We start from the raw sequence: 23,484 nt of genomic DNA, 5'->3' as shown, positions 1-23,484 counted from the left end.
GTGTCCCCACGATGCTGCCTGCCGGCGGTCAAGGCCGCAATACCAAGAAGCTGCCAGTGACACAGGCGAGGTTGCCCGTGCGGTGGAAACTCGGTTGGGCAGGGCCGATAGTCTGTGGGCGAGGTCTGATCGGACCGAATGAATCCGACTCGTAGTGGATGGAGAATTCTCGAGTGGCACCCAAGTCGAAGGTGGACACCGTTGCCAACCTCGCCAAGCGCCGGGGTCTGGTGTACCCGAGCGGTGAGATCTACGGAGGCACCAAGTCGGCCTGGGACTACGGTCCGCTGGGCGTCGAGCTCAAGGAGAACATCAAGCGGCAGTGGTGGCGGTCCATGGTCACTAGCCGCGAGGACATCGTCGGCCTCGACTCGTCGGTGATCCTGCCGCGCCAGGTGTGGGTGGCCTCGGGTCACGTCGGTGTCTTCAACGATCCGCTGGTGGAGTGCCTGAACTGCCACCACCGCTTCCGGCAGGACCACCTGCAGGAGGCCTACGCGCTCAAGCACAAGATCGACGACCCGGATACGGTCTCGATGGAGCTGATCGCCTGCACCAGCTGCGGCACCGTCGGCAAGTGGACCGAGCCGCGCGACTTCAACATGATGCTCAAGACCTACCTCGGCCCGATCGAGTCCGAGGAGGGCATGCACTACCTGCGGCCCGAGACCGCGCAGGGCATCTTCGTCAACTTCGCCAACGTGATGACCACCGCGCGCAAGAAGCCCCCGTTCGGCATCGCCCAGATCGGCAAGAGCTTCCGCAACGAGATCACCCCCGGCAACTTCATCTTCCGCACCCGCGAGTTCGAGCAGATGGAGATGGAGTTCTTCGTCAAGCCCGGCGAGGACGAGCAGTGGCACAAGTACTGGATCGAGACCCGCTTCGCCTGGTACACCGACCTCGGCATCAACCCGGACAACCTGCGGCTCTACGAGCACCCGAAGGAAAAGCTGTCGCACTACTCGGCGGGCACCACCGACATCGAGTACCGCTTCGGCTTCCAGGGCAACGAGTGGGGTGAGCTCGAGGGCGTGGCCAACCGCACCGACTTCGACCTCAAGACGCACTCCGAGCACTCGGGCACCGAGCTCAGCTTCTTCGACCAGACCACCAACGAGCGCTACGTGCCCTACGTGATCGAGCCCGCGGCCGGCCTGACCCGCTCGCTGATGGCGTTCCTGGTCGACGCCTACGCCGAGGACGAGGCGCCGAATGCCAAGGGCGGCGTGGACACTCGCACCGTGCTGCGGCTGGACCGCAGGCTCGCGCCGGTCAAGGCGGCGGTACTTCCGTTGTCGCGCAACGCGGATCTGACGCCGAAGGCGAAAGACCTTGCGGCGCAACTGCGCCGGAACTGGAACGTGGAGTTCGACGACGCGGGCGCGATCGGCCGTCGCTACCGTCGGCAGGACGAGATCGGCACCCCGTTCTGCATCACCGTCGACTTCGATACCCTCGACGATCAGGCGGTGACCATCCGCGAGCGCGACACGATGACGCAGGAGCGGATCGCACTGGACAAGGTCGAGGGCTACCTGGCGCAGCACCTGCTTGGATCGTAGGACTTCGCGAAACGAAACGACCCGCGCCGAGTGATCGGTGCGGGTCGTTCGTTGTTTTCAGTGCCCCGGCGGCAGCGGCGGAGTCGGTGGCGTCGGCGGTAATTGCGGACGCTCCGAGCCGGAACTGTTGCCCTGCACGGTGATTCCGATCGCGGTCGGGATGAGCAACGCCATGCCCCACGGCACCGCCACCCAGAACGGCCAGAAGTAGCCCGCGCCGGTGGCCACCCAGATCAACAGGGTCAGCATGTTCACGAAGACCCACGGGGTCCACATGATGACGACCCACTGCGGCACCCGCTTCGACACCGGCGCGCGCGAGTCGCGTTGGGCCGGAAGGTCGGCCAGCACCGGCGTCAGTTCCCCGTAGGTCTTGGCGCTGTACACCTGCTGCAGCCGGTCGTCGTACTCGTGCAGCGTCAGCCTGCCCTCGTTCATCGCGTGCCGCAGCTGTTCGACGATCTTCTCGCGGTCCGCATCAGACGCCCGCACATTCTCCGCACCCACGAGTGCCAGCGTAGGGCGGTTTTGGGTGATCCGCGCTTCAATTGCGCCCAGACTTTCAGTGGCAGTGCGGCACGTCCGCGTCGTAGCTGTCGTGGTGCACGGCCTCGCCGACATGCCGCTGCCTGCCGAGCGGGGTGAGGTCCAGGTAGTTGTGGGTGCCGATGTGGACGTCGCCGCCGCGGGCGTAGGACGAGTAGGTATGGAAGATGGCATCGTCGTCGTCGCGCCAGAAGACGCTGGTGCCCGGCTGTTCACCGTCGAGCTGCCAGGTCTGCCCGCTGGCCTCGATCTCGGCCTTGGTGCGGAAGTTGTATTCGATCGGGGTGACGGACTCGTCCTGGGTGGCGTGGTAGTCGTAGTTGAAATCGCTGCCGTGCGAGGAATACATGGGGAAGGTCCAGCCCATGCGTTCCTGATAGCCCTGCAGCACGTCCCACGGTCCGCGCGACACCACCGCGAACGAGGTGTTCTGGTGGTGCAGGTGGGCGAGGTGCCCGACGCTGTCCAGCAGGAACGCGCAACTGGGGCAGCCCGCGTTCAGGTCCCAGCGCCACATCATGTGATAGACGATGAGCTGGCGGCGGTGCTCGAACAGCTCGCTCAGCGTGAGTTTGCCTGTCGCGCCTTCGAATACGTACTCCTTGTCGATCGCGACCATCGGCAGGGCGCGGCGCGCGGCCGCCAGCTCGTCTTGTCGGCGGGTGAGCGCCTTCTCCTCGGCCAGCAGGGTCTTGCGGGCCGCAAGCCATTCGTCGTGGGTTGCTACGGCCGGACGGTTCATGAGGTTCTCCCTTGATTCGGGCACAGTGATCCGTGTGTGTAGACCGGATGGTTGGGGCGAATACATCGGTCGATAGGGCAGGAGTGTGTTCAGCGGGATTGACGTGAGCTGCGTTTTCGGACTTGTCAGCGCGGGAATTAACCGGGCCGGGTGGGCCGTTGACGCTCGATGTGCCTTAAGTCACCGAAGCGAGGAGCTCAGCATGGCAAGAGCGGTGAAGTTCGATCGGTATGGCGGGATCGAGGAGTTGCGGGTGGTCGAGGTTGCGACGCCGACCGCCGGGACTGGGCAGGTGGTCGTCGCGGTGGTCGCGGCGGGCATCAATCCGGGTGAGGCGTACATCCGTAGCGGGGCACTGCATGATCGGTGGCCCTCGACGTTTCCATCGGGCGAGGGCACCGATTTCGCGGGGCGGATCGTGGAGATCGGCGCGGAGGTCGGTGGTATCGAGGTCGGGGACGAGGTGCTCGGGTTCACCGATGACCGGGCCAGTCATGCGACGCATGTTGTGGTGCCCGTTGCGCAGGTGACGCCCAAGCCTGCCGGGTTGGACTGGGATGTCGCCGGTGCGTTATATGTCGCTGGCACAACGGCTTTCGCGGCGATACGGGCGGTGAAGGCCAACGAGGGCGACACGGTCGTCGTATCCGGTGCGGCCGGCGGTGTCGGCTCGATCGCGGTGCAACTGTTGCGTGCGCGCGGGGCCGAGGTGATCGGTATCGCGAGTGACGGCAATCATGAATGGCTGCGGAAGGTCGGGGTGACACCGGTTGCGTACGGGGACGGGCTGATCGACCGGCTCCGGGACGCCGCGCCGGATGGTGTGGACGCGTTCATCGATACGTTCGGTGCAGATTATGTGGATATCGCTGTTGAACTGGGTGTTCCGGTGGAGCGCATCGACACCATCATCAACTTTGCCGCCGCGGAGAAGTACGGCGTGAAGGCGGACGGCAATGCTGCTGCGGGCACCATCGATGTGCTCACCGAGTTGGCCGATCTAGCGGCGGCCGGCACTGTAGAGGTGCCGATTGCCGGTGTGTATCCGCTCGACAAGGTGCAAGAGGCGTACCGCGAGCTGGAGCAGCGGCACACTCGCGGCAAGATCGTGCTGCGCCCCTGATTGGCGTGCACGCTTCCTGATTTCCGCACCTGAGCGGATTCGGGGAGTCACCACAACACTCCCTGCTGAACGGCGTTGCAATGACTCCCTGAATCCGTCCTGAAATCCCATGCGATTCCCGGCGCGGGAATCAAGAGGCGTGCGCCGGGACGTCCCAGAAGGCGAGCTCGTGGCGCATGCCTTCGCGGAAGAGCTGTTCCGCGCGGTCCGGGTCGGCGCCCGCATCGTCGATCATCTGGGCGCAGCGGCGGGTGAGGGCGGCGAAGGCGGGGTCGGCGTAGGTGTCGACCCAGCGGCGGTAGCGCGGTTCGGCGGGCGGGTTCTCGGCGAGGCGTGCACCCAGGGTGGAGTAGCCCCACATGCACGGGTACATGGCGACCAGACCCTCCGCGTAGTTGGCGGCCGAGTCGAGCAGGAACTTCGTATACTCCTCGCAGGCAACACCTTTGGTGACACCGCCGAGGTCGGCGCCGAACTCCGCGGCCAGGGAACGGTGCAGTGTGAGCTCGTCGTGATACGTGGCGTGCGCCAGATCCACCAGGTCGCCGAGGTGGTCCGCCGGGGCCTGCCAGGCCAGCCGGCTGAACACCCGGACGTAGTCGAGCAGGAAGAGATAGTCCTGCTCCAGCCAGGAACGGAAGATCGGCTCGGGCAGGTCGCCCTTGGCGATGCCCGCCACGGTCGGATGGTCGAGCTGATGCTCGACCAAGGGACGGCCGAGTTCTTCCAGATGCGCGGCGAGACTCATGTCGTCCAGTGTTCCTCATTCGTTCATTTGCGCCTCGAGCCGGTGTTGCCGCACGCTTGCGATGTGTGGCGGGATGAGGACGACGTGGTGCGCGCATTGGCACCATCGGAACAGCGATTTGTACGGCACGGCACCTACACGGGCCGGTCGGTGTCGGTATCGGGAGAACTCGATCCGGCAGCGTTGAAGGAGGCTTTCGCCGCATTGCAGCTGGCGTTTCCGGTAGTGATGTGCCGGATCGAGGAAGATGCGGCGGGATCGGGTTATCTACTGCCCCCAGGAGATTCGCGAGTCGGCGCCTCGGTCACTGTGGGCGACGTGGAGACTGTGAGTTTGCCGGCCACCCCGGTGGACCCCGCAACACAGCTGGCGTATCTGGACGCGGTGATGTCCGGCGCCGGTCGATGGCGGGTCACGCTGTTCGCGCATCACAGCATCGCGGATGCCGGGCACTGCGTCGAACTGCTGTCGCGGTTCTGGGGCTTCTATACCGATATCGTCGAGTCCACGCCGATAAGTGTTGTGCCGCAGGACTATCCGCAGTCACTGGAGTGGCATACGGCACGTCATGGCATTACCGAGGGCCGGGTGTCCGGCTTCGAGAGCGTGACGCGGCCGCTACCGCCGACGGTAGCGCCTGTCTCCGTTGGTGATCCGGCACCTAGCTCGCTGGTCCGGCCCAGGCGCGCTCGGCTGGATCAGGCGGCGACGGCGCGGATCGTCGGACTCGGCCATCATCGGGGCGTCAGCGTCAACGGGTTGGTCACCGCCGCACTGCTGCGCGCCTACGCGTCCGAAACATCAGATGCCACAAGCGGTCCGGTGCCGGTGCGCTGTCTGTACCCGGTGGATATGCGGTCGCGGCTGGACCCGAGGGTGGCACCCGCCGCGGGCACCAACATGGCCGGACTCGCGTCGTTCGCCGCCGGGATCGATCTCTCGGGCAGTGTTCTCGAACTGGCCCAACGGATTTCGGAACGACTTCGCGACGACCTGGCCGACGGCATCGTGCAACAGTCGGTACTGCACTTCCCCGACTTCTACGGAACCAACCGGACGCACGCCTTGGCCGAGCACGTCGCGATCACCAATACCGGCGCTGTGCCACCGTTCAGGACACCCGTCGGACTCGTGCTCACCGACTACGAAATCGTCTATCTCTCCGCCCACCCCAGGCCGTCGGCAGGTGCTTCCGCCGCGGTCACTTTCCTGCTCTACACGTTCCACGGTCAACTGACCGTCGGGCTGCTCGGCGGCGGTGCCGACGCGGACCGGCTGCTCGCCGCGGTCGGCAAAGAACTGACCGCGCTGTCCGAGGAGACAATCGAGCTGGCCGCTACTGGTAGCTGACGCGTTTGGGTCGCATAACCAGCACGACGCGGCGGAGATGGTCGGCGACCGGCGGGTAGGTCTGTCCGCCGTGTCAGCAGTACGAGATCGGCGTGACCTGCGGGTCGCCGCTGGTGGTGCGAGTCGCTGGTGCTCGGGTGCGCAGGTCGGCGTAGCTGTCGGGGGAGCACCTGCGGCGGGGGAAAGCGGCTGGCCGGTGCTGCCGTTCGGGCAGAATGCTTGGTGACAGCGGACGATCGGGTTGGAAGCGGGTGTGCCGGCGGTGGTGACGAACGGAGACCGGAGCGGGGTCGCAGCGGCCGCGGTCGGGGTGGCGGCGCTCGGGGTCGGCGAGGCGATCGCCGCGACCCGGGGTGGCTCGCTGATCGACACCCTGGGACGTGCGCTCATCGATGTCGCGCCGGTGCCGGTGGTCGAGGCCGCCGTCGCGATGTCCGGTCGGCACGACAAGACCGTCACCCGGTTGGGTGTCGCCGCGGGTGTGGTCGCCGGCGCGCTCGGGCTCGGTGCCTTGCCGGAACGGCTGCGCACACCCGTCGCGGTGGCGGCGGGGGCCGGTGCGGCCGCGTTGGCGACGCGACTGCCGACCCGCTCGACGTCCACCGTCGCCGGTGCGGTCGCAGCCTCCGGAGTGCTGGCCGCCGGCCTGCGCAGGCGGCCGCGCGGACTCGGCGCGCTGACCTGGCTGGCGACGGGCGCCGGGATGCTCGTGGCCGCGCACACTTTGCAGCACGATCTGGACCGTAAGCAGGACAACGACATTCGCCGGATCGGCCCGATGGGCGCGCTGGGCGTGGTCCCACAGGACGGGCTCGAGGACGAGCCGAGGCTGTCGCCGCTGGTCACCGCGGCGCACCGAATGTACGTCGCAGATGTCAACCTGCGACCACCCAGGATCGATCCGGCCCACTGGCGGCTGTCCGTCACCGGCAAGGTCGCGCACCCGCTGCGCTTGTCGCTGAACGAATTGGCCGATGACGCAGTGGAATTCGACGCCGTCATGGTGTGCCTGCACAACCATCCCGGCGAGGGCCGGGTGGGCAACGGCCGCTGGTTCGGCGTGCCGCTGGCCGATCTGCTGAAACACACCATCCCGGAATCCGACGCCACCCGCCTGGTCACCAGGGCCGTCGACGGCTACACGATCTCACTGCCGCTCGACCCGCTGCGCTCCGGCGAATGGCCCGCCTACGTGGTGATCGGCATGAACGGCGAACCGCTCACCCCCGCCCACGGCTTCCCCGCCCGCGTCTTCGTCCCCGGCCTCTACGGTCAATACACCGGCGCGAAATGGCTTGGCGAACTGGAACTCACCGACGACACCCACGTCGACTACTGGTGGCGCCGCGGCTGGCCCGCAGGCCCCCTCCCGGTAACGCCACAGGCCCGCATCGACGTCACCGCCCCCGGCCGCGCCGCCGCGGGCACCACCACGATCGCCGGAGTCGCCTGGGCCCCGCCGCACGGCGTCGCCGACGTGGAGGTCCGCATCGACGAAGGAGACTGGCGCCCAACCGATCTCGCCACCGAACTAGCTCCCGCCGCCTGGCGCCGCTGGCGCATCGCCGTGGAACTGCCACCAGGAGACCACCGGATCCAGGCCAGGGCCACCAGCCGCTCCGGCGAAGTGCAGGAAGGCCGCCACCGCCCCCCATTCCCCACCGGCCCGTCCGGCTACCACACGATCACCGTCCGGGCCTGAGCTGCCGCTATCAGCAACAGCCGCACTCACTCTCGGGATCTGCACCCAATGTAGGGCCCTATTTCGAGTGCTGATCCCGAGAGAGAGTGCGGATTTCGATGGGCGGGGCTCGGGCTACTTCGGGACGATCGGTTCCTGTAGTTCGGTGACCCAGCCGTTCGGGTCTTCGGTGTAGACCAGGGTTACTTCGCGGCTGGGGCCGCTCAGGCGGTAGCCGTTTTCGTCGACCCAGCGGCCGAGGGCCTGCCAGGGTTCGAGCACCTCGTTCATGCTGCCGCGGTGGACTATCGTGGCGGCCTGCGGGACGGCGGGCAGGTCGACGACGGTGAAATCGTGGGCGTCGCTCGGGGCGAGGTCGACCGGCACGGCGGCATGTGCGAGTACCGTGCCGTCTTCGCGCTGGTCGTAGTACGCGATGGCGCAACCGATGATCGGCACGCTGGCTTTTTCCAGCCGTCTGCAGATGTCCTCGAAGAGTGGGCCGATGACCGGGCTGATCGCTTCGGGCTCGAAACCGGCGGCGACAGCGGTCAATTCGGCTACCCGGACCGCCGGAATGGACTTGATGATCACGTCGTGGACAGGCATGGCGCCCTCTTTCTCGATGATGCGGAGCCTCGTTTCGACCTGGACGAGCCGGGCCCGGTCGCTCGCGATGCGCTGTTCGAGTTCGGCGCGGCGCAGGGTGAGCATGCCGCGCAGTTCCGCGCCGCTCACCTGGTCGTCCAGGATCTGGCCGACCTGCTCCAGCGTGAAGCCGAGATCCTTCAGTGCGACAAGGCGATTGAGTCGGGCCAGCTGCCCGCCGGAGTAGAAGCGGTAGCCGCTGTGCTCGTCGACCCGATCCGGGCGGAGCAGCCCGAGCGCGTCGTAGTGGCGCAGCATGCGTACCGACACCCGGCCGTGTCTGGCGAAGTCTCCGATGGTGAACATAACGACTCCTGGTCTATGTCCTCACACGGTGTCAGGGTCAAGCCTCAGAACCGGCCGCCGCGGCTGATCCGCCGCGAACCCGTGGAACCGCCGTAGGAGCCCGCGCTCCAGCCGCCCGACCCGGAGCGACGGCCGCCGCTCGCCGCTCCGCGCAGCAGTCCGTCGATCAGGATGCCGCCGAGCACCGCTCCGGCCTGCGACGTTCCCGACACCGGTTGGGCCGTTTCCCAGGCCCGCACGCTTGCCTGCGCGGCCTGCAGCGCCCGTCCGCCGAGGTCGGCGGCGGCCTGGGCGCTGGTCAGGGCCCGCGCGGGATCGGTGGCGCCGAGTTGTTGCGCCGCATCGAGATTGCGTTGTGCCTCGGACAGCCGGGTGCGTGCCTCGGCGTCGATGCCGCCGCGCCGGGTGGTGATGTAGTCCGACGCGGCGCTCACGCGGGAGCGGGCGTCGGTCACCGCCTGGTCGAGCCTGCGCCGCAGATCCTCGGCGGCGAGTTTGCGATCGGTGGCGGCGGCGATGGCGCGGTCCAGTTCGCCGTCGGCGGCTACCGCGTCGTGGAAGGCGTCGAGTGGGTCGGCGGTCGCGGCGGCCGCGGCCTTGTCGAGGGTGGTCTGCGCGGTCGCTGTCGCGGCGGCCAGCTCTGGGCCGCCGTAACCGGAAAGCTCGGTGGCGGAGGCGATATCGCGGCGCAGTTCATCCAGTACCGCGGCCAGGCCGTCGCGTGCCTGCTGAATGTTGGCGGACGCGTTGTCGATTCCGTCGAGCAGGGTACGGGCCTGGCCGACCGCCGCCTCCGCCGCGCGGATCGCGGCGACCGCGCCGCCCTGCTTGCCCACCGGCTGGGTGAGCGCCGCGCGACCCGCGTCGATGTTCTGCTCCGCGAAGGTGATTCGTTCGCGCGCCATGGTCGCGTTGTCGTGGATCGGGGCGAGCACGCTGGCGGGATGCGCGGCGGTGAGCCGGGTCAGTTCCGCCTCAGACGCGGGCAGGCGACTCTTCAGCTCGACGAGATCCCTTGTCAGCCCGTCCAATCGGTCGGCGGCGTTGATCAGCAGATTGCGCATGGCGTCGAATTCGGCGACCTGGGCGTCGAGTTCGCGATCGGCCCGTCCGACCGTGCCGATCAGGTCGACCAGGAGCATGCGCTGTTCGTCCGGCGTCTCCGGGATGTCGTCATCGAGTCGCTGCCTGATCGAGAAGGCTTTGGAGGCAGCCGTTTTCGCATGATCGAGCGCCGTGTTGAAGGGCAGCGCGGCGGTCGTGCCGAACTCGCCGGTCGCCAGCTCCAATTCCTCGGCGCTGGTGCGGATCGCATTGTCGATCTCGACAAGCGCCTCCCGCGAGCGCGCGTGCAGCGCCTCCAGCGGAAGTGCGCCCAGCGCGGCGGTGTTGTCCGGGTCCACCTCGCGCCACCGCGAGCTCGGCCTTCGCGCGGTCGCGCCGCCGCTTGCGCGCGAACAGTACGAACCCGCCCACGACGAGCACGACCAGCACACCGATGACGAGCAGGAAGCCGACATTCACGCCGCCGCCCCGCATCGCCGACTTCAGACCATCCGCCGTCGCGACACCCGCATCCGCCCACCGACCGTCTCGCAGCGCGGGCTCCACGTCGCGGGTCAGCAGGCTGTTCAACTTGGAATCGCTGACGCCGCTGGGCAATTCCCCATAGAACCAGTACGAGCGATCCTGCGTGGCGACCGCGAGCAACAGGTCGCGATCGCCGAACCCGGACTGCGACGCCGTGCGCTGCGCCCACACCTCCGGCCCGAGCCCACCGAAATCGCGCACGTAGACCACCCACAGCCGCACCTGCTGATCGGCGTACAGCTGATCCACCGCCGACCGCACCTGATCGAGCTGCCCGCCGTTCAGCGCCTGCGCGGAATCGACGACGTAGGTGTCCATCCGCAGCGGCGCCTCCGCCGTCCCCGTCGGCGCACCGACCAGCGCGGCCCCGGCGAACAGCACGCTGAGCACCACCCAGGAAGTCCAGCGGGCAACACGATTCGGCAGCGACATGGCACGAATCTATCGCGCGACCCCGTCATCGGGCTGCTGGTCAACGCCGCAACCGGAAGTTCCGGGCTGGACGCACGTGCATACCGTGTGGATCACGAGCCATCGCATGCCGCGAACGAAGCTGTGCTCGGCCGACCTGAACGCTGCCGACCAGCTGGGGAACTCGCGGAATGGCAGCCGATCGCGCCGGTCGATAGCATCGACGGTGTGATCAACATCGATCGCCCGTATACCGGTCATGTCTCGCCGGGTTCCGATCCGCAGCAGCATGACGTTCCGGGTGCCCGCATCATCAAGATGTCCGTCGGCGGCATGGACAACAACTGCTACCTCGTGCAATGCACGGCCACCGGCGCGGCGCTACTCATCGATGCCGCCAACGAGGCCGAGCGCGTCGCGGAACTCATCGATTTCGTGGCGCCGGGTCAGATCGGCGTCATCGTCACGACACATCAGCATCCTGACCACTGGCAGGCGCTGAAGCAGACGACCGCTGCCACCGGGGCGCCCACCGCCGCACACGAACTCGACGCCGACCCGCTCCCGGTCCGACCGGATCGTCTGCTCGAAGACGGCGACCACATCCACATCGGCGAGCTGACCTTCGAGGTCATCCACCTGCGCGGCCACACTCCGGGCTCGGTCACCCTGGCCCTCACCGACGGCGACCAACGAGTCCACCTGTTCACCGGCGACTCCCTGTTCCCCGGCGGCCTCGGCCGCACCACCAGCCCGGCGGACTTCGACTCGCTCTACCGCGACGTCACCGGCAAACTCTTCGCCCGCTACCCCGACGACACCGTCGTCTACCCCGGCCACGGCGACGACACCACCCTCGGCACCGAACGCCCGCACCTGCCCGAGTGGCGGGAACGCGGCTGGTAGCCGGGATCCGGACCTGCCCGACTCGGGTAGATCCCCGAACAACCCGGGCGAAGCACCCGTACTGGCAGACTTGGGGAGTGGATTCGCCAACGATGCGCGCTCGAGCCGATGCGGCGCCCGGTCCCGTCCCGCCGCGCGGCTACGGCGCCGGGGCGTTGCGGTGGATTCGCCGACTCGTTGTCGGGTCGGTGTTGATGGGGTTGGTGCTGGTCGGCGGGACGGCGCTGCGGGTATGGCAGGTCGCGCGGATCGACGACTACGCGACGGCCGACGCCATCGTGGTGCTCGGTGCCGCGCAATACTCCGGCACACCGTCGTCGGTGTTCGAGGCGCGACTCGATCAGGCTTACCGGCTGTTCCGGCTGGGCGTGGCGCCGCGGGTGATCACCGTCGGCGGCAAGCAGGAAGGTGATCTGTACACCGAGGCGGCGTCCGGCAAGAACTATCTGCAGGCGCGCGGGGTGCCGAGCGACAAGATCCTGGCCGTCGAGACCGGCTCGGACACGTTGCGCAGCATCGAGGCGGTCGCTACGGCCATGCAGGCCCGCGATATGGGCTCGGCGGTGCTGGTGAGCGATCCGTGGCATTCGCTGCGCACCCGAACCATGGCCCGCGACGAGGGCCTCGACGCGTGGACCGCGCCGACCAGGACCGGGCCCGCGGTCTACACCCGCGAGTCGCAGGCGCACGGAATCGCCAGGGAGACAGGCGCTTTGCTCTGGTATCAGCTCACCCATTTCGCAGCGGACTTCCGATATACGGCAGGACAGTAGTGGACGGCTATACCGAACACGATTACGAGCGGCTCGTCGTCGAGCGCGCCAAGACCGCCGGACTCGGGCCGCCGCGCAGCGAATTCGAGTCCGGTCACCGCACCGAATTCGCCCGCGACCGAGCCAGGGTGCTGCACTCCGCGGCACTGCGCCGCCTCGCGGACAAGACCCAGGTGATGGGCCCGCGCGACGGCGACACCCCGCGCACCCGGCTCACCCATTCGATCGAGGTCGCCCAGATCGGCCGCAGCATCGCCGACGGCCTCGGCTGCGACGCGGACCTGGTCGACCTGGCCGGGCTGGCCCACGACATCGGCCACCCGCCCTACGGCCACAACGGCGAGAAGGCCCTCGACGTCTTCGCCGACGCGCACGGCGGTTTCGAGGGCAACGCGCAGAACCTGCGCATCCTCACCCGCCTCGAACCGAAGGTGCTCGACGCCGACGGTGTCAGCGCGGGCCTCAATCTGACCCGCGCCTCCCTCGACGCGGCTCTCAAATACCCTTGGGGCAGAACGGGTCCCGCCACCAAGTTCGGCGCCTACGACATCGACACCGATCGTCTCGACTGGATCCGCAAGGGCGCGCCCGAGCGCCGCCGCAGCCTGGAATGTCAGATCATGGACTGGTCCGACGATGTCGCGTACTCCGTGCACGATGTCGAGGACGGTGTGATCGCGGGCCGTATCGACCTGCGTGCATTGGCCGATCCCGCCGAGCAGGACGCGCTGGCCAGCCTCGGCAGGCACAAGCACTACTCTCTGTCGGCGGACGAGTTGGTGGCTGCGGCCCAACGACTTTCAGAGCTACCCGTCGTTGCCGCGGTGACCGTTTACGACGGCACCCTCACCAGTTCTGTTGCGCTCAAACGACTTACGAGCGAACTGGTCGGCCGCTTCGCCACCGCCGCCATCCTCGCCACCCGCGAGACCGCAGGCAGCGACAACCTCTCCCGCTACAGCGCCGACCTGGAAGTCCCGCATGTGGTCGCCGCCGAGGTGGCCGTGCTGAAAACCGTCGCCCTCCGGTACGTCATGTCCGATCCTGACCACAAACTCCGCCAAGCCGCCCAACGTGACCGCATCCACGCCGTCGCCGAGGGCCTGCTCGCCGCCGCGCCACAGCGTCTCGATCCGCTGCTGCTGCCGTGGTGGGACGCCGCCGCCGACGACACCGCGCGGGTGCGGGTGATCGTGGACCAGATCGCGTCCTACACCGAGAGCAGGCTGGAGCGGGTCGCAGCGTCGTTCGGTCACTGATCGGCGTCGCGCAGTTTGCGCGTGCGTGCCTACGCGACGCCCGCGTCGTCGAGTGTGACGAGGATGACGCGGCGGTCGGTGGGATGTGCGCTGCGGGTCACCAGCCCGCCGACACGCTGTTCGACAACATTGGAGTCATCGATCCGGCTCGAGCAAGCAGCCATCGGTGCAGAACGTCGGTCCCGGCGGGTACGCTCACTGCCGTGCCCGGACGACTCCCTGATCGCGATATCGCGGCGATACGTGACCGCGTCCGCATCGAAGATATTGTGGGGGAGTACGTCGCGCTGAAGCGCGGGGGTGCCGACTCCATGAAGGGGCTGTGCCCCTTCCACGACGAGAAGTCACCGTCGTTCCACGTGCGGCCGAATCACGGCCTCTTCCACTGCTTCGGCTGCGGTGAAGGCGGCGACGTCTTCGCGTTCCTGCAGAAGATCGACCACGTCGGCTTCGTCGAAGCGGTCGAGCAGATGGCCGACCGGATCGGCTATCAGATCAACTACGAGGGCGGCGGCACCTCGGTGCAGCGCGATCGTGGCACCCGTTCCCGGTTGGTCGCCGCCAATGCCGCCGCGCACGAGTTCTACATGGCTCAGTTGCGTGAGCCCGGCGCGGAGACGGCCCGCAAGTTCCTCACCGACCGCAATTTCGATGCCGCCGCGGCGGAGCAGTTCGGCTGCGGTTACGCGCCTGCGGGTTGGGACACGCTGACCAAACATCTGCTGCGCAAGGGTTTCGAGTTCAAGGAGCTGGAGGGCGCCGGTCTGTCCCGGCAGGGCCAGCGTGGTCCGATCGACCGGTTCCACCGGCGGCTGCTCTGGCCGATCCGCAACCTCGGCGGCGACGTCATCGGGTTCGGCGCGCGCAAGCTCTTCGATGACGACACCATGCCGGGCAAGTACATCAATACCCCGGAAACGATCCTGTACAAGAAGTCTCAGGTGCTGTTCGGCCTCGACCTGGCCAAGCGGGACATCGCCAAGGGACATCAGGCCGTCGTGGTCGAGGGCTACACCGACGTGATGGCCATGCACCTGGCCGGCGTGAAGACCGCTGTCGCCTCCTGTGGCACCGCCTTCGGCGACGAGCACCTCGCGCTGCTGCGCAGGCTGCTGCTCGACGACAACTTCTGGCGCGGCGAGATCATCTACACCTTCGACGGTGACGCGGCGGGCCAGGCAGCGGCGCTGAAAGCCTTTGCGGGCGACCAGAAGCTGGCCGGGCAGACCTACATCGCGGTGGCGCCCGACGGGCAGGACCCGTGCGAGCTACGCCAGCACTCCGGTGACGGCGCCGTTCGTGATCTGGTGGCGCGGCGTACGCCGTTGTACGAGTTCGTGATTCGTGGACTGCTCGCCGATCACAACCTGGACACCGCCGAGGGCCAGGTCGAGTCGCTGCGCCGGGCGATTCCGGTGGTCGCGCAGATCAAGGACAACGCGTTGCGCAAGGCGTACGCGACGAAGCTGGCCGGGTGGATCGGCTGGGACGATATTCAGACCGTCGTCCGCCGGGTCGGCGACGAGGCCAAACGCAACCGAATGGGCGGCGGTAGCAGCGCCGGTGGGCGGCAGGCGCCGCCCGCACGGCAGGCCGAGGTGGTCGCCGAACATCCTGCGGCGCGGCCCAATCCGAACGATCCGACGCTCATGCCGCAGCGGCAGGTGCTCGCGGCGGCGCTGCAGTACCCGGCGATGGCCGGGTCGGTGTTCGACTCGCTGGAGGCGGACGCCTTCACGCATCCCGCTTACGCGGCGGTCCGGTTGCTGATCTTCGAGGCGGGCGGTACCGGCACCGGGCTCGGCGGTGCCGAGTGGGTCAATGCCGTTGCGGATCGCACCGACGATCTGACCATGCATGCGTTGCTGTCCGAGTTGGCGAACGAGCCGTTGCCGGTGAAGAACGCGGCCGGTATTCCACGGTTCGTCGCCGGGGTGCTGGCGCGGACGCAGGAGGCGTGGGTAGGGCGCCAGATCGCCGAGCTGAAGTCGAAGCTGCAGCGGGTGTCGTCCACGGAGCAGCCTGACGCCTATATGGCGTTGTTCGGGGATCTGGTGGCGTTGGAGCAGTACCGCAAGAGTCTGTTGACGCAGGCGATGGGTAATCACAACGACTTCGCCACCGGGGCTTAGTAACTCGCGATTACGAATCGGCCGGGAGAAGCTGGATCAGGTCCATCCCGTTGCTCTCGTGTTCGATACGCGCGGCACGAACCGTCCAGCGACCGGGCCCGAGTGGAATGAGCGCTTGGTCCGGCAGCACGCCATCTGGGTTTGCCGTGGACAGGTCGAGGCCGGGATAGACCGAGTCCATCAACACGACCGGTCCGTCGGTCGCTCAGCTGCCACATTCCTGCCACTCGATGGTCTCGTGCGCGAGCGTCGCCTTGGCGTCGGCGTTGCGCACCGTGGTCAGCGGCGCAGCTGATCCTGGGGCACCAGGATGGTGGTGCGCTCGTCCAGTGGCTCCATCGGTTCCAGCCGCGGCTTGGTGCTGAGCCTGTCCGACAACTTCTGCCTGCCGACCAGCACCAACTTGCGGGTCACCGGGCTTTCCGACAGCGCACGGGTCGCGGCGCTGATCTGCTCGTAGCGAGCCCGCCCGGCCTTGCTGCCGAGTACATACCCGGCCGCCACGCCGATGATCAACCGCAGCATCTCGATGTGCTCCTCCCAGTTGCCTGTTCGCGGCTCTATCCTGCCCGACGCGCGGTGGCCGTGTCGATCCGGATGGTGGCTCAGGGCAGCTCGCACGCGCGCCCTGGGTGGTTGAATTCGGCAACCGATCACGGAAAGCGGTAGGGGCCAGCGAGAATCGAGCACATGACTGGCCTCTCGCTGACGACCGAGCGCCGGAACGAGCTGGCGGCGCTGCTGGATGACGATCAACGACTTCGCGCCGAGTATCCGAGGGTGGCGGACTATCTCGATACCGCGCCGATGCTGGGCGGTACCGGCGATGCCGGCGCGGACGCTGCATTCGATCTGCGGTTTGTGCATTTCATGACGGGTGGGGAGTCCGCGGATCCGTACTGGGACATCGTCGGGCCGTCCGTGGGGATGGATGGTGATCGTCGGGTGGTGAATGGTGGGCGGTCCAACGGGAGCGCGCGTCTGGGGTATGCGCAGACGATCTTGCAGTCGGTGTACGCCTATGCGGTGCCGTCGCCGGAAACACTGAGCTGGGTGCAGCGATTCGCGGAGGGGAGACGAGTGCTGGAGCTCGGTGCCGGTCGCGGATACTGGGCACGGCAGCTCGCGCGGCTCGGCGTCGATGTCGCGGCATTCGATTCGGAACCGCCGGACAAGTCCGAGAACCTGTCATTTCCAGGAGCACCGGGCCAGCTGGACGTGTGGCATGGCGTCGGTGATGCGGCCGAGTACGCCGATGCGCCCAAGTCGGAGTGCGTACTTTTCCTGTGCTGGCCGCCCGGCTGGGGCGACCCGATGGCCTCTCGTGCGCTGCGCGACTTCGCGGCGGCGGGTGGTGAACGGCTGATCTTCATCGGCGAGCCGAAGGGCGGCAAGACGGGCGACGACGCGTTCTTTGATCAGCTCACCACCGCTTGGGCACTGGAAAAGCAAGACCCGCACCATGTTTCGTGGTGGAACCTCGGCGATATCGCGCAGGGGTGGATCCGCCGCCAGTAGACGGTGTCGGCCTGGCCGGGTTACCTGGAGTGACCCGACCAGGGGTCGAGACCGGACGTTGCTCAGGCGGCGAGTTCTTCTCGCTTGGCCCGATGCTCCTCGCACAGCTGTCGCGTGCTCCGGCGGATGAGCGCCGGGTCCAATCGTTGCGCGAATGTCAGATTCTCGTTGCGCCAGCAATCGCCGCATGTGAACTCGTTCATGTCGGCCTCCTCGTTCCTTTGCTCAGCGGGTTGCTGAGGAGTGCCCACTTCGCCACGCGCTCAGCGTCTATGTATTCATACTCGCCCCCGATGGTGGCCGTACCGTTACTTCCATGTGAGAACGGTCGAACACGCCCGGTTTCATGAACCTCTCATCTAGCGCAGCCACCGTTGGCGGCATGCTGCACGGGACTTTCCGAGATGTGACCCTCGCCGCGGCCGCCGCGCTCCTGGGTGGGCTGCTCGTTGCCCATCGAGTCCTGCCGGAAATCGGCGGGATTCGCCAGGTAGTCGGCAGTTTTCTGCCCTGGTTGCTAGTCCCGGTGCTACTGCTCGCTACGGTCGCACTGGCCACCGGCTCCAAGATCGGTCTCGCCGCTGTCGTGGCACCGCTCCTGGCGTGGTCGGTGCTCTTCGTGCCGCAAATCGTCGAACAGCCCTACGGCGGGTCATCCATCGGCGTGTTACGTGTCGCCACGCAAAACCTGGGCGCACACGGCACCGCCACCGAATTGACCGACGCCGCAATAATTTCGGTCCAGGAACTCACCGATCGCAACCGCCCCGCCGTCGCGGCCGCCTTGGATCGAGACCACCCGCACGTCGCCACGGTCGGCACCATCGGACTGTGGAGCCGCTACCCCCTCGACGACGTCGAACGCCTCGACCTAGGCCAAGGCTGGGCCCGCGCCCTACGCGCCCGAATCGAAACTCCCACCGGCGACATCACCGTCTACGCCGTCCACCTCGGTTCCGTCCGATTCGGCGAAACCGAATCCCGCAACCGCACCCTGCGCACCCTCACCAACCTGGTAGCTCGCGACCCCGCAGACCGCCTACTCATCCTCGGCGACCTCAACACAGCCTCCACCGACCCCGAATTCGCCCCGCTCACCCAAACCCTCCAAGACGTCCGCACCGGTCTCGCCTTCACCTGGCCCGCCGACTTCCCCCTCACCCGCCCCGACCACATCCTCACCCGAGGCTTCACCCCCTTTGACGCAACCGTCCGCCGAACCACCGGCAGCGACCATCGCGCCGCCACCGCCACCCTCGCCCCCACCCCACAAATCAGCAGGTAACGACGCGATTTGGGCGGGCGCCCGCCCATACGCTAAAGTTTCTCCTCGGCCCGCCTAGCACAGACGAGCCGAGGATAGTCCCCTATAGCTCAATTGGCAGAGCAGCCGACTGTTAATCGGCAGGTTTCTGGTTCGAGTCCAGATGGGGGAGCAGTGAAAAGCCCTCTACCAGCGCAAGCAGGTGGAGGGCTTTTCGATTGTCCGGGGAAATCTCCCCAAATCCACTACTTTCCCACTACAAACGATCCACTACTTTCCCTTCGTGAACTCGTCGAGGGCCTTCCTCGCGTCCGGTCCGACAGTTCGCCGTGCGAGGTAGTGCCGCTCGGTCGTCGCGAGTTTTGCATGTGACAGCTGGGCCTGAGCTTCGGCCGGACCGAGGTCGTCACGGACCACCGTCGCGACAGTCGGCCGGAAGCTGCGCGGGGTGACCCACCTCAGTTCCTCAGGCAGAGCGGCCCGCAGTGACCGACGCAGGTTCGCCAGGCTCATCCACCCGCCGTCTCGGTTGGTGAATACCGGGCTGTCGGGACCAGCGGCATCACCGAACAGGTTCGCCAGGGCTTCCACCGCGAGCTTGGGCAGGATCACCGTGTGATCAGGTGCATCCCCTTTCCGCTCGTCCTGTCGGTGCAGCGGTTCACCCTTGACCGCGCCATGGTCGATCATGGTTCCGGTGGCCGTCATCGTCGGCGGGTCGGCCAGCAAATCGATATCGGACCAACGCAGCGACAGCACCTCATTCGGTCGGCACCCTGTCGAAACCAGCACGTCAATGAACTCGGGGAGCTGGCGACCGGGCCGCGGCCCGAAACCCTTCTTGCGGTCACGGTAAGCACGGACCGCCTCCCGCACCTTTGCGAACTCCTCAGGAGTCAGGGCACGGCCGCCGGATTGCTTGCCGCCGGTTCGGCTGGTCTCCCGAATCGGATTCACCGCCAGCACGTCGTATCGCACGGCCAGAGCGAACATGCCGAGCAGCACCACCCGAAACGTCTTGGCGTTCGACTCCGAGTTGGCAGCAATCTTGCCGAGGTGTGTTTCGGCGCGGCTGGTGGGCAGCTCCCGGATACGCAGTGCACCGAGCTGCTTGTGCCCGTGACGATTCCATGCCTGTTCGTACACGTCGCGCGATTGCGGCTTGAGTTTGGTTTTGGTCGCGAGCCAGATCGGGAACAGATCGGCCAACGACGTGCGATCGGTGATCACGGCATCGGCAAGCGGTGCCGTGCGTGTCTTCAAGTGCCGCAGCATATTTCGACGTGCAGCCTCTTCGCTGGCACCGCTGCGTTCGAGCTTGCGACGCTGGCCGTCCTCGTCGCGCACGTAGGTGTAGGCAGTGAATTGGCCCGGACCGGTCTGCTTGACGGTGATCTTTCCCCACTCGCCGGGGGCCATCCTCTGTCGTGGCATCAGGCGGCCTGGTCGAGTTGGGCGATGTAGTCGATGACGGCCTGTTCGGTGACGAAACGACGACGGCCGATCGTGACCGAGCGCAGCGCACCGGAGCCAATCAGCTCGTAGTACTTGCTGTGGCCGATCGGAATCAGCTTCCGAACTTCCTGTTCGTTCAATAGCTTCGACATTTCCCCTGGTCCCTTCTATGCCGCTTTCTGAGTTGCCGAAGTTTCTGGCGGCTCCGGTGGACCGGCAGCCAGCTGGGCTTTGAGGAGTTGCGCCCGCCAGGTGGTGCGTTTGGCGATGGCGCCCATGATCAGGTACTCACGCAAAGGCCGGGACTTGTCGCCGGGTTCGACCGGTGTGACCTTCAGGTGACTGGTGTCTGGCTTGACGATTCCGGCGTCGGCGAGCAGTTGCCGAACAAACTCGACGCGGTCTTGCTTGTGATCGGGCAGGGTCTTGCCGGACCATTTGCGCGAGACCAGCACCCGACGGCCGGGCAGGCCGAGAGTGTCTCGCCGGTGTGCTTTGCCCCGGCAGCGTCCGGGCACGGTCTTGTCGCTGGCGCCCTGGGGGACGATGCCGTATTTCAGCCAGACCGCGCAGCGAGGCGAGCACGGGGTGTGCTGCAACTGAGCATGCAGGCGGTCGTAATGCTCTGCGGCACGATCGGATCGGGGCTCGACGATTTCGGCGATCGACTTGACCAGATACTTGGTGACGTAGCCGATGGTCCGGCCGGCCTTTTCGGTCCCGGCAGCGATGCCGGTGATCTGCTTGCGGTCCATCTGCGACCCGAACCGCACCGTATGCGCCGGTGTCAGATCGTCCACAGTGTCGAGGATGTCCAGGGCGTCATCCCAATACGTAAGTGCCCGACCGGTTTCCGGGTCTACGAACGTCGCCTTCTTGTGATCCCACACCGGCAGATGCTTGCCGCCGTAGACCTGGTTCTCGGCGTCGAAACGAGGCCACCACACCTGGTGATAGGTCGCCGCGGTGACCTGCTTCAGGATCTCGCGCGAGACCACGCCCCGGATCAGAATGTGCAGGTGCGGAGCTCCCCGGCGCTGTGGTTCGACCGTGGCGAAGTACTGCACGTCGTAGCCGACACAGCGGCGCAGGTTCTGAATCCAGCGATCGACCAGCCGGGAGAAGAACACGATATCGCGTGCAGCAGTGGGGTAGTCGTAGCTATCGGGGTCGATCGGGGAGCCGTCGGAGCAGGGTTGGCCCTTTTCGTTGATCGCGCCGTCACGGTTGATGTGGCCGTAGCCAGGCATGGTCAGCGTGACGAACATCGAGGACAGGTGACCGCCGATCGCCTTGCCGACAGTGCGTTTGGTGACCTTGCGGCGAGGCAGGTCCGGCACGTCCTGACGCCGACGAGTGGAGCGCCGACGCCGGTCCTTGCCCGTAGCGTCCAGGGCCGGGAGGCGACCACGCAGACCGGTCTCGCGCAGATCCTCGTCCAGAGCCCGGATCACCTCACGCAGACTGACGGCGAGATCTTCGTCCGCGTCGGCGACGGCTTGGCGGTACTGGGCGACGAGATCGGCTCTGTCGGTGAGCAATTCGACCTGCCGAGCAGTCGGGTCGCTAGTGGGCTCGACCGGTTCGGAAGCGGCGTGCCAACCTTCGCGACACTGGGCGATACGCAGCAGCCGATTCGCTTTCGCACACGCCGGGCACACCGATTCGATCGTGGACTTACACGGGGAACCCTCGTAGGTGACGGTGCCGGTCTTGGGATCTTCCACCCGCATCGCGATCGGTCGTTTGCACACCTCGTACTGATCAGCGGCAGCCTGGGCGACCTCGTACAGGTTGGGTAGGGCACGGCGCTGAGCCGCTGTTCCCCCTGCCTTGAGTTCGTTGATGGTGTCGTTCATCAGGCAGCGTCCTTCCGCAAGCGAGCGGCGTCGAGAGAGGGCACTGTGACCGGTTCGGCGAGGGCATCGGCGTAGCGGAACACCAGCTCGACAACACCGGGGCCGACGATATGGGCGCGGCATTCGAGAGCTCCGAAGGTGTGGGCCAGGCGATCGACACGGTTTTCGTAGTCGGCGGGGCACTGGCCGTCGAGCATCCGCACCTGTACCCGGTCCATGCTGTGGCCGATCTGGGCCTTGCGAAGCTGAGGAATGAACGTCGACGCCTTGCCGGGCACGGTGAGTTTGCAGGCTTCTAGTCGCTTGTCCCAGCGAAGCCGGTAGCGCCACCAGCGAAGGAAACGGGCACGTGCGCGTCCGGTGAGCCAGCGCTCGAAGGTCTCCGGATGCTTCGCACGCCAGAGCACCATCCCCGCGATGGACACCCCGACCACCACGACCGCCCACGGCCACCCGATGAAGAGGCCGGCCGCGACAGCACCGGCGACCGGGATCGAGACCATGGGGAACAGCACCGCCCACCAGGCCGTCACCATGGCAGCCTTGAGGATCTGCCACAGCAGCATCAGGAAGGCTTCGGTGATGACCTCGGCCGGTTGTTTGTGGGTGTCAGTGGTTTTCGTGGCCATTACTGAGCCTCCTTGTCGTATAGATCCAGTGCCAGCTGTGTCGGCACTGGGGTTTCATCGCTCCATCTGCGCCACGACTCGGAATCCGAGTTCCGGTACACGACAGCGGCTTTCGTCTTCTTGGCGACCTCGAGATTGCAGACGTAGAGGGTCGCGTCGGTGACGTTGCGGGCCTTGGGCAGGGGGCGCACTGCTTGACCGATCAGCACGCCCCACTGCACCCGTTTGCGGTCTGCACTCATCGAGCCGGGCCGCGATCATTGGGCTTCCAGGTACCGCAGTCTTCGCACTCGGGATCGCCGCAGTAATGGCCGTTTTCGTCGGTCTCGTAGGGTTCCCAGTGCCCGCACTCGTAGCAGTGCATGATCTGGCCGTCCCACACGTTGGCCCGCTCGATGGACATCGGTTCCCCGCAGCAGATCTCCCCCTCATCGGCGCTCATGCTGCCCAGTCCCAACCGTCGGTGTCGTCGGTGTCGGTGTCGTCCAGGGCGTCGTCCCAGCCGGGAGCCTCACCGGTTTCGGCGAGCAGGCGCACCGCGATAGCGATCGAGTCCAACCCGCCGCGTTCGAGGTGGCAGCGACGCGCTGAACGAAGGTGGATCGCGGCGTCGATGTCGTCGCGGTCGAAGTCGTCGGCGGGGTGGAGGTGGTGAATGGTCATGACAGGGCCTCGATTTCAGGGATGCCGCACACGATGCAGGTGCGTAGACGGGTGGAGATACCGAGCAGGCGTTTAGTGGTCTGCCAGGTGTCGGGGTATCGGTGGCCGGTACGGTCGCAGTGGTCAGCGGCGATGCAGCCGTCGCACCAGATCCGGTCACCGTCGTAGAGCCAGCCGACACCGGCCGAGCGGGCTTGGATGTAGTCCACGGCTTGCTGGGTGGAGTCGAAACAGATTGATTCGCCGGTGTTTTCGGTGTAGATGTCGCCGCACATGTCGCAGTAGACGACGACGTGGGTTTCGGTCACGAACCCTC

General features: G+C 66.7%; 26 protein-coding genes, 1 tRNA gene and 1 pseudogene. 11 read left to right on the top strand and 17 right to left on the bottom strand.

The window, feature by feature from the left end; genetic code table 11:
- Positions 1 to 173 precede the first annotated feature (173 nt).
- On the top strand, positions 174 to 1,565 hold the full coding sequence (locus tag ACIBK2_RS14925) for a glycine--tRNA ligase (RefSeq protein WP_379282597.1): 1,392 nt from the start codon (positions 174 to 176) through the stop codon (positions 1,563 to 1,565).
- A gap of 57 nt (positions 1,566 to 1,622) precedes the next feature.
- On the opposite strand, the gene ACIBK2_RS14920 is transcribed toward ACIBK2_RS14925, so the two are convergent.
- A complete protein-coding gene (locus ACIBK2_RS14920; RefSeq protein WP_396967441.1) occupies positions 1,623 to 2,072 on the bottom strand; it encodes a DUF1707 domain-containing protein in 450 nt (149 codons plus the stop codon).
- Between the two features lie 55 nt (positions 2,073 to 2,127).
- On the bottom strand, positions 2,128 to 2,853 hold the full coding sequence (locus tag ACIBK2_RS14915) for a DUF899 domain-containing protein (RefSeq protein WP_396967439.1): 726 nt from the start codon (positions 2,851 to 2,853) through the stop codon (positions 2,128 to 2,130).
- Positions 2,854 to 3,055: 202 nt separating this feature from the next.
- Here ACIBK2_RS14915 and ACIBK2_RS14910 point away from each other — a divergent pair, with 202 nt between their 5' ends.
- Positions 3,056 to 3,976 carry an NADP-dependent oxidoreductase gene (locus ACIBK2_RS14910; protein WP_396967437.1) on the top strand — a complete coding sequence of 307 codons (921 nt, stop codon included), beginning with the start codon at positions 3,056 to 3,058 and terminating at the stop codon, positions 3,974 to 3,976.
- 130 nt (positions 3,977 to 4,106) lie between these two features.
- Here ACIBK2_RS14910 and ACIBK2_RS14905 read toward each other — a convergent pair whose 3' ends face one another.
- Positions 4,107 to 4,724 carry a TenA family protein gene (locus ACIBK2_RS14905; protein ID WP_396967435.1) on the bottom strand — a complete coding sequence of 206 codons (618 nt, stop codon included), beginning with the start codon at positions 4,722 to 4,724 and terminating at the stop codon, positions 4,107 to 4,109.
- A gap of 63 nt (positions 4,725 to 4,787) precedes the next feature.
- Here ACIBK2_RS14905 and ACIBK2_RS14900 point away from each other — a divergent pair, with 63 nt between their 5' ends.
- Both ACIBK2_RS14900 and ACIBK2_RS14895 read left to right on the top strand, forming a co-directional pair.
- On the top strand, positions 4,788 to 6,074 hold the full coding sequence (locus ACIBK2_RS14900) for an acyltransferase (RefSeq protein WP_396967433.1): 1,287 nt from the start codon (positions 4,788 to 4,790) through the stop codon (positions 6,072 to 6,074).
- 262 nt (positions 6,075 to 6,336) lie between these two features.
- Entirely contained in the window at positions 6,337 to 7,776 is a 1,440-nt protein-coding gene (locus tag ACIBK2_RS14895) for a molybdopterin-dependent oxidoreductase (RefSeq protein WP_396967431.1), read from the top strand.
- 114 nt (positions 7,777 to 7,890) lie between these two features.
- On the opposite strand, the gene ACIBK2_RS14890 is transcribed toward ACIBK2_RS14895, so the two are convergent.
- Both ACIBK2_RS14890 and ACIBK2_RS14885 read right to left on the bottom strand, forming a co-directional pair.
- The gene (locus ACIBK2_RS14890) at positions 7,891 to 8,709 is read right to left on the bottom strand and encodes a MerR family transcriptional regulator (RefSeq protein WP_396967429.1); all 819 of its coding nucleotides are present in this window, start codon (positions 8,707 to 8,709) and stop codon (positions 7,891 to 7,893) included.
- Positions 8,710 to 9,882: 1,173 nt separating this feature from the next.
- Positions 9,883 to 10,731, bottom strand: coding sequence for a TPM domain-containing protein (locus ACIBK2_RS14885; protein WP_396967427.1), 849 nt, complete (start codon positions 10,729 to 10,731; stop codon positions 9,883 to 9,885).
- A gap of 207 nt (positions 10,732 to 10,938) precedes the next feature.
- Between ACIBK2_RS14885 and ACIBK2_RS14880 the strand changes: the two genes are divergently transcribed.
- From ACIBK2_RS14880 to ACIBK2_RS14870, 3 genes are all read left to right on the top strand, one after another.
- Entirely contained in the window at positions 10,939 to 11,616 is a 678-nt protein-coding gene (locus ACIBK2_RS14880; RefSeq protein WP_396967425.1) for an MBL fold metallo-hydrolase, read from the top strand.
- Between the two features lie 194 nt (positions 11,617 to 11,810).
- Positions 11,811 to 12,389, top strand: a complete 579-nt coding sequence (locus tag ACIBK2_RS14875) for a YdcF family protein (protein ID WP_396968454.1) — start codon at positions 11,811 to 11,813, stop codon at positions 12,387 to 12,389.
- Positions 12,389 to 13,648 (top strand): deoxyguanosinetriphosphate triphosphohydrolase, encoded by a 1,260-nt coding sequence (locus ACIBK2_RS14870; protein ID WP_396967423.1) that lies wholly within the window; start codon positions 12,389 to 12,391, stop codon positions 13,646 to 13,648. The genes ACIBK2_RS14875 and ACIBK2_RS14870 overlap by 1 nt, the downstream gene beginning before the upstream one ends.
- Before the next feature lie 29 nt (positions 13,649 to 13,677).
- Here ACIBK2_RS14870 and ACIBK2_RS14865 read toward each other — a convergent pair whose 3' ends face one another.
- Complete coding sequence (locus ACIBK2_RS14865) at positions 13,678 to 13,812, bottom strand: hypothetical protein (RefSeq protein ID WP_396967421.1); 135 nt, start codon at positions 13,810 to 13,812, stop codon at positions 13,678 to 13,680.
- 39 nt (positions 13,813 to 13,851) lie between these two features.
- Here ACIBK2_RS14865 and dnaG point away from each other — a divergent pair, with 39 nt between their 5' ends.
- Positions 13,852 to 15,780 (top strand): DNA primase, encoded by a 1,929-nt coding sequence (gene dnaG / locus ACIBK2_RS14860; RefSeq protein ID WP_396967419.1) that lies wholly within the window; start codon positions 13,852 to 13,854, stop codon positions 15,778 to 15,780.
- A gap of 10 nt (positions 15,781 to 15,790) precedes the next feature.
- Here the strand turns inward: dnaG and ACIBK2_RS14855 are convergent.
- Both ACIBK2_RS14855 and ACIBK2_RS14850 read right to left on the bottom strand, forming a co-directional pair.
- A pseudogene (locus ACIBK2_RS14855) lies at positions 15,791 to 15,970 on the bottom strand (hypothetical protein); the annotation flags it as partial.
- An 89-nt stretch (positions 15,971 to 16,059) separates the two neighbouring features.
- Positions 16,060 to 16,305, bottom strand: coding sequence for a hypothetical protein (locus ACIBK2_RS14850; protein WP_396967417.1), 246 nt, complete (start codon positions 16,303 to 16,305; stop codon positions 16,060 to 16,062).
- A 165-nt stretch (positions 16,306 to 16,470) separates the two neighbouring features.
- On the opposite strand from ACIBK2_RS14850, the gene ACIBK2_RS14845 reads away from it, so the two are divergent.
- Positions 16,471 to 17,298 carry a hypothetical protein gene (locus ACIBK2_RS14845; RefSeq protein WP_396967415.1) on the top strand — a complete coding sequence of 276 codons (828 nt, stop codon included), beginning with the start codon at positions 16,471 to 16,473 and terminating at the stop codon, positions 17,296 to 17,298.
- A gap of 62 nt (positions 17,299 to 17,360) precedes the next feature.
- On the opposite strand, the gene ACIBK2_RS14840 is transcribed toward ACIBK2_RS14845, so the two are convergent.
- Entirely contained in the window at positions 17,361 to 17,501 is a 141-nt protein-coding gene (locus tag ACIBK2_RS14840; RefSeq protein ID WP_396967413.1) for a hypothetical protein, read from the bottom strand.
- A gap of 179 nt (positions 17,502 to 17,680) precedes the next feature.
- Between ACIBK2_RS14840 and ACIBK2_RS14835 the strand changes: the two genes are divergently transcribed.
- Positions 17,681 to 18,583, top strand: a complete 903-nt coding sequence (locus ACIBK2_RS14835; protein ID WP_396967411.1) for an endonuclease/exonuclease/phosphatase family protein — start codon at positions 17,681 to 17,683, stop codon at positions 18,581 to 18,583.
- Positions 18,584 to 18,661: 78 nt separating this feature from the next.
- Positions 18,662 to 18,734 (top strand) — tRNA-Asn (locus ACIBK2_RS14830).
- Positions 18,735 to 18,832: 98 nt separating this feature from the next.
- On the opposite strand, the gene xerC is transcribed toward ACIBK2_RS14830, so the two are convergent.
- The 8 genes from xerC to ACIBK2_RS14790 are packed head-to-tail and all read right to left on the bottom strand — an operon-like array spanning position 18,833 to position 23,476.
- Positions 18,833 to 19,996, bottom strand: coding sequence for a tyrosine recombinase XerC (gene xerC / locus ACIBK2_RS14825; RefSeq protein ID WP_396967409.1), 1,164 nt, complete (start codon positions 19,994 to 19,996; stop codon positions 18,833 to 18,835).
- Complete coding sequence (locus ACIBK2_RS14820) at positions 19,996 to 20,169, bottom strand: excisionase (protein ID WP_396967407.1); 174 nt, start codon at positions 20,167 to 20,169, stop codon at positions 19,996 to 19,998. The genes xerC and ACIBK2_RS14820 overlap by 1 nt, the downstream gene beginning before the upstream one ends.
- Positions 20,170 to 20,184: 15 nt before the next feature.
- Complete coding sequence (locus ACIBK2_RS14815; protein ID WP_396967405.1) at positions 20,185 to 21,876, bottom strand: replication initiator; 1,692 nt, start codon at positions 21,874 to 21,876, stop codon at positions 20,185 to 20,187.
- A complete protein-coding gene (locus tag ACIBK2_RS14810) occupies positions 21,876 to 22,505 on the bottom strand; it encodes a hypothetical protein (protein ID WP_396967403.1) in 630 nt (209 codons plus the stop codon). The genes ACIBK2_RS14815 and ACIBK2_RS14810 overlap by 1 nt, the downstream gene beginning before the upstream one ends.
- Positions 22,505 to 22,747, bottom strand: coding sequence for a hypothetical protein (locus ACIBK2_RS14805; protein WP_396967401.1), 243 nt, complete (start codon positions 22,745 to 22,747; stop codon positions 22,505 to 22,507). The genes ACIBK2_RS14810 and ACIBK2_RS14805 overlap by 1 nt, the downstream gene beginning before the upstream one ends.
- Positions 22,744 to 22,947 (bottom strand): hypothetical protein, encoded by a 204-nt coding sequence (locus ACIBK2_RS14800; protein WP_396967399.1) that lies wholly within the window; start codon positions 22,945 to 22,947, stop codon positions 22,744 to 22,746. Before ACIBK2_RS14800 ends, ACIBK2_RS14805 begins: the two co-directional genes overlap by 4 nt.
- Positions 22,944 to 23,168: a hypothetical protein gene (locus ACIBK2_RS14795; protein ID WP_396967397.1), complete on the bottom strand. Its 225-nt coding sequence runs from the start codon at positions 23,166 to 23,168 to the stop codon at positions 22,944 to 22,946. Before ACIBK2_RS14795 ends, ACIBK2_RS14800 begins: the two co-directional genes overlap by 4 nt.
- A complete protein-coding gene (locus ACIBK2_RS14790) occupies positions 23,165 to 23,476 on the bottom strand; it encodes a hypothetical protein (protein WP_396967395.1) in 312 nt (103 codons plus the stop codon). The genes ACIBK2_RS14795 and ACIBK2_RS14790 overlap by 4 nt, the downstream gene beginning before the upstream one ends.
- Positions 23,477 to 23,484 lie beyond the last annotated feature (8 nt).

The organism is Nocardia sp. NPDC050175 (genome assembly GCF_044459885.1).
Classification (GTDB): Bacteria; Actinomycetota; Actinomycetes; order Mycobacteriales; family Mycobacteriaceae; genus Nocardia.
Note: the sequence above shows the minus strand (reverse complement) of the source record. Positions and strands in the feature narration are given on the sequence as shown.

What these genes read in the sequence shown, in the direction of transcription:
- ACIBK2_RS14915 (WP_396967439.1), bottom strand. Translation starts at nt 2,853, where the DNA reads ATGAACCGTCCGGCCGTAGCAACCCACGACGAATGGCTTGCGGCCCGC.
- ACIBK2_RS14910 (WP_396967437.1), top strand. Translation starts at nt 3,056, where the DNA reads ATGGCAAGAGCGGTGAAGTTCGATCGGTATGGCGGGATCGAGGAGTTG.
- ACIBK2_RS14905 (WP_396967435.1), bottom strand. Translation starts at nt 4,724, where the DNA reads ATGAGTCTCGCCGCGCATCTGGAAGAACTCGGCCGTCCCTTGGTCGAG.
- ACIBK2_RS14890 (WP_396967429.1), bottom strand. Translation starts at nt 8,709, where the DNA reads ATGTTCACCATCGGAGACTTCGCCAGACACGGCCGGGTGTCGGTACGC.
- ACIBK2_RS14885 (WP_396967427.1), bottom strand. Translation starts at nt 10,731, where the DNA reads ATGTCGCTGCCGAATCGTGTTGCCCGCTGGACTTCCTGGGTGGTGCTC.
- ACIBK2_RS14875 (WP_396968454.1), top strand. Translation starts at nt 11,811, where the DNA reads ATGGGGTTGGTGCTGGTCGGCGGGACGGCGCTGCGGGTATGGCAGGTC.
- ACIBK2_RS14865 (WP_396967421.1), bottom strand. Translation starts at nt 13,812, where the DNA reads ATGGCTGCTTGCTCGAGCCGGATCGATGACTCCAATGTTGTCGAACAG.
- ACIBK2_RS14850 (WP_396967417.1), bottom strand. Translation starts at nt 16,305, where the DNA reads ATGCTGCGGTTGATCATCGGCGTGGCGGCCGGGTATGTACTCGGCAGC.
- ACIBK2_RS14845 (WP_396967415.1), top strand. Translation starts at nt 16,471, where the DNA reads ATGACTGGCCTCTCGCTGACGACCGAGCGCCGGAACGAGCTGGCGGCG.
- ACIBK2_RS14840 (WP_396967413.1), bottom strand. Translation starts at nt 17,501, where the DNA reads ATGAACGAGTTCACATGCGGCGATTGCTGGCGCAACGAGAATCTGACA.
- ACIBK2_RS14835 (WP_396967411.1), top strand. Translation starts at nt 17,681, where the DNA reads ATGCTGCACGGGACTTTCCGAGATGTGACCCTCGCCGCGGCCGCCGCG.
- xerC (WP_396967409.1), bottom strand. Translation starts at nt 19,996, where the DNA reads ATGCCACGACAGAGGATGGCCCCCGGCGAGTGGGGAAAGATCACCGTC.
- ACIBK2_RS14820 (WP_396967407.1), bottom strand. Translation starts at nt 20,169, where the DNA reads ATGTCGAAGCTATTGAACGAACAGGAAGTTCGGAAGCTGATTCCGATC.
- ACIBK2_RS14815 (WP_396967405.1), bottom strand. Translation starts at nt 21,876, where the DNA reads ATGAACGACACCATCAACGAACTCAAGGCAGGGGGAACAGCGGCTCAG.
- ACIBK2_RS14810 (WP_396967403.1), bottom strand. Translation starts at nt 22,505, where the DNA reads ATGGCCACGAAAACCACTGACACCCACAAACAACCGGCCGAGGTCATC.
- ACIBK2_RS14805 (WP_396967401.1), bottom strand. Translation starts at nt 22,747, where the DNA reads ATGAGTGCAGACCGCAAACGGGTGCAGTGGGGCGTGCTGATCGGTCAA.
- ACIBK2_RS14800 (WP_396967399.1), bottom strand. Translation starts at nt 22,947, where the DNA reads ATGAGCGCCGATGAGGGGGAGATCTGCTGCGGGGAACCGATGTCCATC.
- ACIBK2_RS14795 (WP_396967397.1), bottom strand. Translation starts at nt 23,168, where the DNA reads ATGACCATTCACCACCTCCACCCCGCCGACGACTTCGACCGCGACGAC.